The sequence below is a fragment of the Acinetobacter sp. WCHAc060042 genome (genome assembly GCF_003231195.1).
GTDB lineage: Bacteria > Pseudomonadota > Gammaproteobacteria > Pseudomonadales > Moraxellaceae > Acinetobacter.
The window spans coordinates 1-7,746 of sequence record NZ_QKVN01000072.1 but is presented as its reverse complement, the minus strand read 5'-3'; the positions used below and the strand labels follow the sequence as shown (position 1 = coordinate 7,746).

Below are 7,746 nucleotides of genomic sequence, written 5' to 3'. Positions count from 1 at the left end.
GGGTGAACCCCCCCATTTTTTTTACAAAAAAAACCTAATAATAGTTTAAAAAATACAACTATTATTAGTTACAATATTAGTTTAACTTATAGTTTGGATATTGATATGAGTAATAGATTTAAAAAAGCAATGGAGAATACTGAGTTTACTCAAGATGACGTAAATTCAGATGCAAAGGTATCAGATGGTAAAGAAAAAAAAGATAAGGAACAAATCGTCACACGCAATAAATCAATCATCAATATTGAGAAAAACACACTACCAATAGCTAAACGTGTTCGTACTAAACATGGTCGCAACCTAACTATCCCACTCTTTGTTGAAGAACTTAACGTGATTGATGAAGCTGTTAAAAAACTTGGGCAAGATCAGAATATTTCGATTAGCGTATTCATTCGTGAGAGTATCTTGCAACAATGTAAAAAGGTTTTGGGTGCTAAAGAATATCAAGAGATATTGAATAATCAACTTAATGTTACTAAACCTAAAAAAGAACAATAAATAATAGTTGTATTTTTAGGTGTATAAACAGTTTTATGTATACAGTATTTTATAGTTTAATTTATCAATTAAATAATACGACTATAAATACAAACAAATAAACGATTATTTATTAATTTAAAGGTGTTTGTTAATGGCTAAGATTATAACTATAGCGAACCGAAAAGGTGGAGTTGGTAAGACTACACTAGCTACTAATTTAGCTGTATCGCTCAATCAAAAAGGAAAAAGCATACTGATTGATTGTGATGAACAACAATCATCTTCAAAATGGGCTAGACAACGTGGAGATATTGAGTGTCAGTGTATTCACGAAAATCTATTACTACAGCTTGAGAAATTAGATGCGGAATATGAGTACGTCCTAATAGATGTTGCAGGGCGAGATTCAACGGTCTTTCGTGAAGCTCTACTTGTATCCAATGTGCTAATAATCCCTACTCAGCCAAGCCTACTTGATCTGCAAGTATTGGACTACATGCAAGAGAAAGTTGCTGCTGCTAGAAAGACTAATAAAGATTTAGACGCATACGTGTTGATTAATAGAGCTTCAGTACGCTCAAATGAGCTAAATGACGCTGTGGAGCTTATTAACGAATATGAGCAGTTCAAACTACTAAAAACAGTGCTATTCGAGCGCAAACAGTATCGTGATGCGATTCTTGAATCAAAGTCAGTAACAGAAATGAATAGCTCGAAATCGAAAGACGAAATGAACGCTTTAATTATCGAATTGTTGTGATCGAGTCCACCAAGAACAACACCTCCATGCGAGGTGTTTTTTTGTAGAAACCTTTTACTTATAAAAAATCATTCTACAGGCACACACACAAAACGGATAATCAAACATAAATATTTGATTTATTTGTATTTTACTATTCCAATTTCCGCACTAAGTTTAAAGGGGTTGTATAGTAATATTGATAATAAATAAACAATAAATATCAATAGCTTATAATTAAAATCTTGCATGAAAAAAATAAATAATATAAAACATGTTGGATATATATGAATAATTGTAGAAATACTCAAAAATAGAATGAAAAATAAAAAAACATCAAAAAAATAAAAAAGCGTGTCAAAAATAATTTAAGTATTTGAAATATATCATTATTAGTGATGACCTGTTAAAAAAAATACATGTCACTAAATATAAATAAATAAATAAATATTTATATATATTATATATTTATGTCAATATTTTTTGTGACACACTATTCTGACACACTATTAAAAAAACTGACACGCTATTGTTGACATGGAAAAATACGTGTCAATAGCAAGTCATAGATCGTGTCATTAGAATGATTGAAATAAGTATTTGAATTTGTTTTATATTTTTATTTTAATGACATGCTTTTTTGTTGTGACATGTTATTAATCTATATCCTATTTTCTGTATTCTACGGAAATGTATATGTGCATTTTTATATGCAAACTATTGGGCAAACTATTGAACAAACTATTGGTTGGTGATAGTATTTTTATTGTTTAGGCGTTTATATCAAGCATGGAGTCTCATGTGGATACTATTGAAAGTTCAGTTGTTAAGCAGCTCCCTATATTGACTGATCGCCAATATTTGTTATTGGAATTTCTAAAAGAGTATAGGGTTAAGAATCGGTACATGCCGACACATCGAGAGATTGCTACTTTTTTAGATATTAAATCAGCCAATGCAGCCCCTTATTTGGCTGCTTTGGAGAAAAAAGGTTATTTGCGGAGGAGTGCAGATCGGGTGAGACGTAATTTGGAATTAACGACTGCTGCTTATGAAAAACTCAGTTTGCAAGAATCTATTGGCGAAACCATATAAATGAAAAGTCCGGCACTGTTGAAGCAGTACCGGACTTTGAAAGTGTTTATCTAACTGTGCAGGCTAGATTTAATCATTTTCGCACATTTATATGCGTGTTTCAAATTTAACATCCTATTTTTTGGGAGTAATTTGTGTATGCGTAATTTAAATGAGTTGAATAGTAACTACCTTTTAATAGTTCGAGAAATTGAGGATAATTGTCGTTACTATGTTGAAAAAATAAGTAAAAAAAATGGGCGTAGTGATGCGTACATTCGTGCTTTGAAAAATAGTTGTTTGTTCTGTTTAGAATTTTCAATCCGTGAATTTAATCTAAGAACCACTGATGATGTTCTTAACTTTTTTTATTCATCTGAAGATAACCTACAGGTTTTTTTGGAGAAATATAAAGAATATTATGGTAGGAATAGAGTTGAGATTAACCATTCTGGTTTGATTAAATCTATATCTCCATACAGAATTGCGTTTAATTTTATTACGGATGAAATATTTGCTTTATATGGTACTAATCTTTGGTTGTCTTTAGGTGATAATGTATACAACAAAAACTATAATGCAACCGAGAGGTTTTTGTTTTGCTTGGATTGTATTTTTGAATTTAATAAGCCTACTGTTTACGAGTTAAAATCAAATAAGAAAAAGTTTCAGATTGTTGCAAGTTTAATTAATGATTATTGTGGTCATCAATTTATAACCTTTTCTATGATTACCAAGTATTTTGAAAGACAGTTTTTCCCAAATTTTGTAGAGTATTGTGATGGAGTTAATTACTCTGAGAGATCAAGTAAGCCTTATGTAGTGCTAGAAGCTATAGAAGCTTTAGCACATGCTCCACAGGGTTATTTAACTTCAATAATACCTAAAACAAATGTTTTAAACACACATAAATTATCGGATAGCGGTAGTGTTGTTGATGGTTCTTCTAACTTTAAGTACGTTGAAAGATTGAATGTTTCTTTACTACCGGATCAGCTTAGGTTGGAGCTTTATAATTATTGTTTTTATAAAACAGAGCCATTGCTAGATAAAAAAATTAATGAGCAATGGAAAGTTAGGAAATGCAAAGGGGATTTACCTAAAGAAACGGTTTTAGATGCTAAATTAATATCTAATTTTTATGTTTATACAAAGGACTTATACGTCCCCTCTTATTCTTCATTTGTTGGAGTAACAATTGCTCTTTTAAAAAAAGTATTAGAATTAGGTCTCCTAACTTATGGTGAATTAACTTTATTTAATGTTTATCAGCCTGATATTTTAAGGGCGGTGTTAGCTAATGACATTAAGAAAGACGGTTATGTGCTTATGTCTTTTTCTATGGTGATGCAGTATGCTAAAACTATTTGGCATCCTGACCATTGTTTTTTCTGTGAATTTTCTCGTGAAATTATCTGTGATTATTATAATGTGTCATCTGATGATGTTATTGAAATGTCAAAGAAAAATTATGACAGCTTGTTTACTATTTATGAAAAAATTAAACCGTTTATAAAGACAAGTCCAAGATCGCATAATGCTAGAAATGAAAAAATTATTGAGCTAGACAGTCCTGCTAGTTATGTTTTTGATGCTTTAAAAAAAGCATACTTGGATTTAGATATTTATTTAAATTCAAATAATCATCAAATAAAAGTTAAATATTATTGTGTTGTCAGAGATATTATTCTTGTTGAATGTCTCCTTATTTGTCCTTTAAGAGTAAGAAATTGGGCAGACATGAAAATTGGTTTTCATAAAGAAGATGAATGTATTTATAAAGATAAAGATGGGATATATAAAATAAGCATCCCGAAATCCCAATTCAAAAACTATAAACAAAGGAATATCCCTGAGAGGTTTCAATTAAGCATTCCTGAGAATCTAACGCATATATTAGATCTTTATGTCGATACGATTCGTCCATTGTTTATGAGCGAAACCGAACCCCATGAGTATTTTTTTGTTTCAAGCCTTGGAAGAAAACAAACCGGCACAGCTATTAGCACATGTACTCGGAAATTTACTGCCTTATATGCGGATCAATCTATTAAGTCGGGTGGGATTGGCGCACATTATTTTAGGCATATAGTAGCGACCACCTATTTAAAGATACATAGAGGGGCATTTGGTTATGTCGCTTTAATTTTGTTGGATAGCGAGGAGGTTATTAGGCGACATTATGGGCATCTTGACCACGAGGATGCTATTGGAGATTGGAAGAAAAATTTATCAAATATTAGAAATGCAGCGTTGGGGTAATTATGAACAATTTAGATATTCAAAATATTGTTGATGGGTTTAATTCTAATATTTTACATTACGCACAACTGTTGTTTCCTAATGGTAAGAAACAAGGGAGTTATTGGGTAACAGGTGATGTTTATGATACCCCTGCTACCAACCAAGGATCGTTTAAAATAGGTTTGAGTGGACGTTTTTTAGGGATGTGTAGAGATTTTAGTGGTGATGCTGCTAAAAATTCCACGTTAGAAAGTTATGATCTTCTTGAGGTCTTGAGTATTAGGTTGAATGGAGATAAAGCAAAAGCCATCAAAGAAGCTCAGGAACTTTTAGGTATAAGTAGTAATCAAAACTTTAAGACCAATATAAAAACCAAGCAAAAGCCTTTGGTTAAAAAAACCGAAACAGCGCAAGAAGTTAAAGTAGAGCCGTTGGATGAAAAGTCTAGGAGTTGGCAACAGACCCTACATAAGGAATTACTAAATAATGAATCTGCAATGGAATATTTATATGCAAGATCATTAAAGAAAGAGACTATTGTTGAGTTTCAGCTCGGATTGACAAGAAAGACCACCACTCCCGATGGCGAGGTTAGATCTAAAGCTTTAGCAACACCAATCCGCTTGATGAATGGTGAGTTTGCAAAGCAACAGTATTTCTATGTTATCCCCCATGTCACTGAGAATCCTATCGCCTCAAATGGGTGGGGCAAAAGTCCGGTTGGTATATATTTTTCACACACCCACAATAAACAACGTAATTTGATTGTTTGCGAGGGCATGAAAGATGTGTGGGTTCTTTATCAAAATTTAAAAGAAAATGACTTATTAGATGATTATCTAGTTTGCTCAGGAACGCATGGTACAAGCATTCCTGAACAAATGAAAAACCCCGATTTTTGGGCTAAGTTTGACAAAATCTATCTAACTCAAGATTTCGATAAAGCCGGTGACACGATGGCTGAAAAAATATCGGAATTTATCGTTGGAGACTGCTATCGAGTCAGATGCCCGGCGCATTATGCTAATCCAAAATTTGAAAAAGACGGTACAGAAAAGCCGAGTGACCAATGGGGGGCTGATTGGACTGATTTCTTTAGATCGGACGGCTGTATTGATGAATTTTTATCTTTACTTGAAGAAGCTCCTGTTTGCTCTATTACAGTTGAAACGATTGATAACAATGATCCGTTCAATGTAAAAAATGCGGTGGGGCGATTCCACGTTGCCCCGATTGACATCAATGGGGCTTACATTAATCGCAAAATGTACTATCCGGTGCAGACATTAATGAGAAAAAAAGAGACCGATGAATACGGTCAGGAATATATTAGTGAACGCTATGAAACTGTGGTTGTTAGCTCAGATGGTGTGATTAACAAATCAGTTAAATCCCCTGCACCTCCCGGAACACCGGACTCTGAACGTGTAATTAGATTGACCGATGGCACGTTAATTCGAGCAGAACCAAAGCCAAATGATTACAGCTCTTGGAGTTGGAATAGCATTGAATCCTACATATCAGGCAGATCAAAAATTAGATCTGCTAAGGATATTTATACTGATATTCACAATGTACTAAAGCAATCTGTATGGCTTCCTGTACCTGAAGATTACTGCATACTATCACTAACGGTGATTGCTACTTATGTTCAAAACATCTTTGAATCTGTACCCATTATATTCCTAAATGGACGAGCCGGCTCAGGCAAATCTCAAACAGGGATTGTGATGTCTAAGCTTTCATGCAATGGCTCAGTGATCGGACAAGTCAGTGCTGCAACTGCTGCAAGGCATATTGACGCATCGAGAGGTTTTGTTGTGTTCGATGATTTAGAGGGTATCGCAAGCAAAGGTGGTCGAGACGGAACTCAATTTAGTGATCTAGTTCAAGCACTTAAAGTATCGTATAACAAAAACACTTCGGAGAAAATTTGGACTGACGTTAAGACGATGAAAACTGAGCGTCTTAACTTTTTCGGCATAAAATTAATATCGAACACCCAAGGATCTGATGATATTTTGAGTACACGTATGTTGCGTATTCAAACACTTATCATGCCTGACAGTGAAAAAGGTAAGATTAAAAAAATGGGAGCATCTGACTTCTTGCATGTTGAGAAGTTACGACAAGAATTACATCAATGGGCTTTTGCTAAATGTAATGAAATTGAAGATATTTCACTTACACATACAGAAAAAACAGGTCGATTCGATGAAATTGCACTCCCCTTGCGTGTGATCGCTTCGCTCGTTGGCAAGGAGTGTGCAGATGAACTTGAAGTCGGTCTTAATAAGCAGAAAACAGTCAAATTTGAGAGTAATGACCCCATAGAGGTGTTGCGTGAAGCTGTCAAAAATCTAATTAAAAATGGGTTTATCCGCTTTACTGTTACTCAGCTTATTCTTGAATTACGAACAATGCTTGACGATAACTATGGCGCAAGCATGACAAACGAAATCCCGGAATGGGAACGCCCTGAATGGGTTGGTCGTCAATTACGGACTCTTGGTTTGCTTGATAGTGTTGATCTAGGTCGAGCAGTATTGTACGGTAAGCGGTTAAAGGTGATGCAGTTCAATGACTATGCTGTAAATGAAGTGATCGAAGAAATTGGCTCTACTATAGACAATCTTCAAGAGCCATTCGCTTTCTGTGCCGGATGCGCTTCATGCCCTTATGCGAATACCAATTGTGGGTTTCGTGAGGAAAGACTCAAAAAAGAGCAAAAAAATATCAATGTTAAATATAACTAATATTTAATGTAAAAACAAAAACCATTTATACAACTAAAAATAGTTGTATAAATGGTTTTTGTTTTTATGGTTTTAGTGAAACTATTTATAATGTTTAATTATGCCACCATTTGTACATGTTAATATTTATATTCTTTTATAATTAGATACTTATATAAAACATAATAAAAAATAATGGCTTGTTGCACAGTGAAGATTATCGTACTCGTTATGCAGACAACTTGACTAAAGAGTTACCACGTATCCCATGCGTAAAAAAAGCCGAAGATTTCTGGGCATTCTCGAAAGCCGGGCGTGATTTAGCTCATTGGCACTTAAACTATGAAACCGTAGAGCCATATAAAGCTAAATTAGATCTAAAAGGTAGAAGTGTCCGAGAGCTTCAGGAACATGATTACTATGTGACTAAAATGAAATTCATTAAAAAAGATCAAAAAGATACCGTTGTTT

General features: G+C 33.8%; 6 protein-coding genes. All 6 read left to right on the top strand.

Features of this window, described 5'->3' with window-relative positions; genetic code table 11:
- Positions 1 to 105 precede the first annotated feature (105 nt).
- A complete protein-coding gene (locus DPG01_RS17860; protein ID WP_107010074.1) occupies positions 106 to 501 on the top strand; it encodes a hypothetical protein in 396 nt (131 codons plus the stop codon).
- Between the two features lie 133 nt (positions 502 to 634).
- Positions 635 to 1,243, top strand: a complete 609-nt coding sequence (locus tag DPG01_RS17855; RefSeq protein WP_107010075.1) for an AAA family ATPase — start codon at positions 635 to 637, stop codon at positions 1,241 to 1,243.
- A gap of 780 nt (positions 1,244 to 2,023) precedes the next feature.
- A complete protein-coding gene (locus tag DPG01_RS17850; RefSeq protein WP_162622368.1) occupies positions 2,024 to 2,317 on the top strand; it encodes a LexA family protein in 294 nt (97 codons plus the stop codon).
- Positions 2,318 to 2,455: 138 nt separating this feature from the next.
- A complete protein-coding gene (locus tag DPG01_RS17845) occupies positions 2,456 to 4,558 on the top strand; it encodes a hypothetical protein (RefSeq protein WP_107010077.1) in 2,103 nt (700 codons plus the stop codon).
- Positions 4,559 to 4,560: 2 nt separating this feature from the next.
- Positions 4,561 to 7,296: a hypothetical protein gene (locus tag DPG01_RS17840; protein WP_107010078.1), complete on the top strand. Its 2,736-nt coding sequence runs from the start codon at positions 4,561 to 4,563 to the stop codon at positions 7,294 to 7,296.
- Positions 7,297 to 7,517: 221 nt separating this feature from the next.
- Positions 7,518 to 7,746, top strand: a 229-nt coding sequence (locus DPG01_RS17835) for a type ISP restriction/modification enzyme (RefSeq protein WP_322873882.1), incomplete at its 3' end; no start/stop codon positions are given.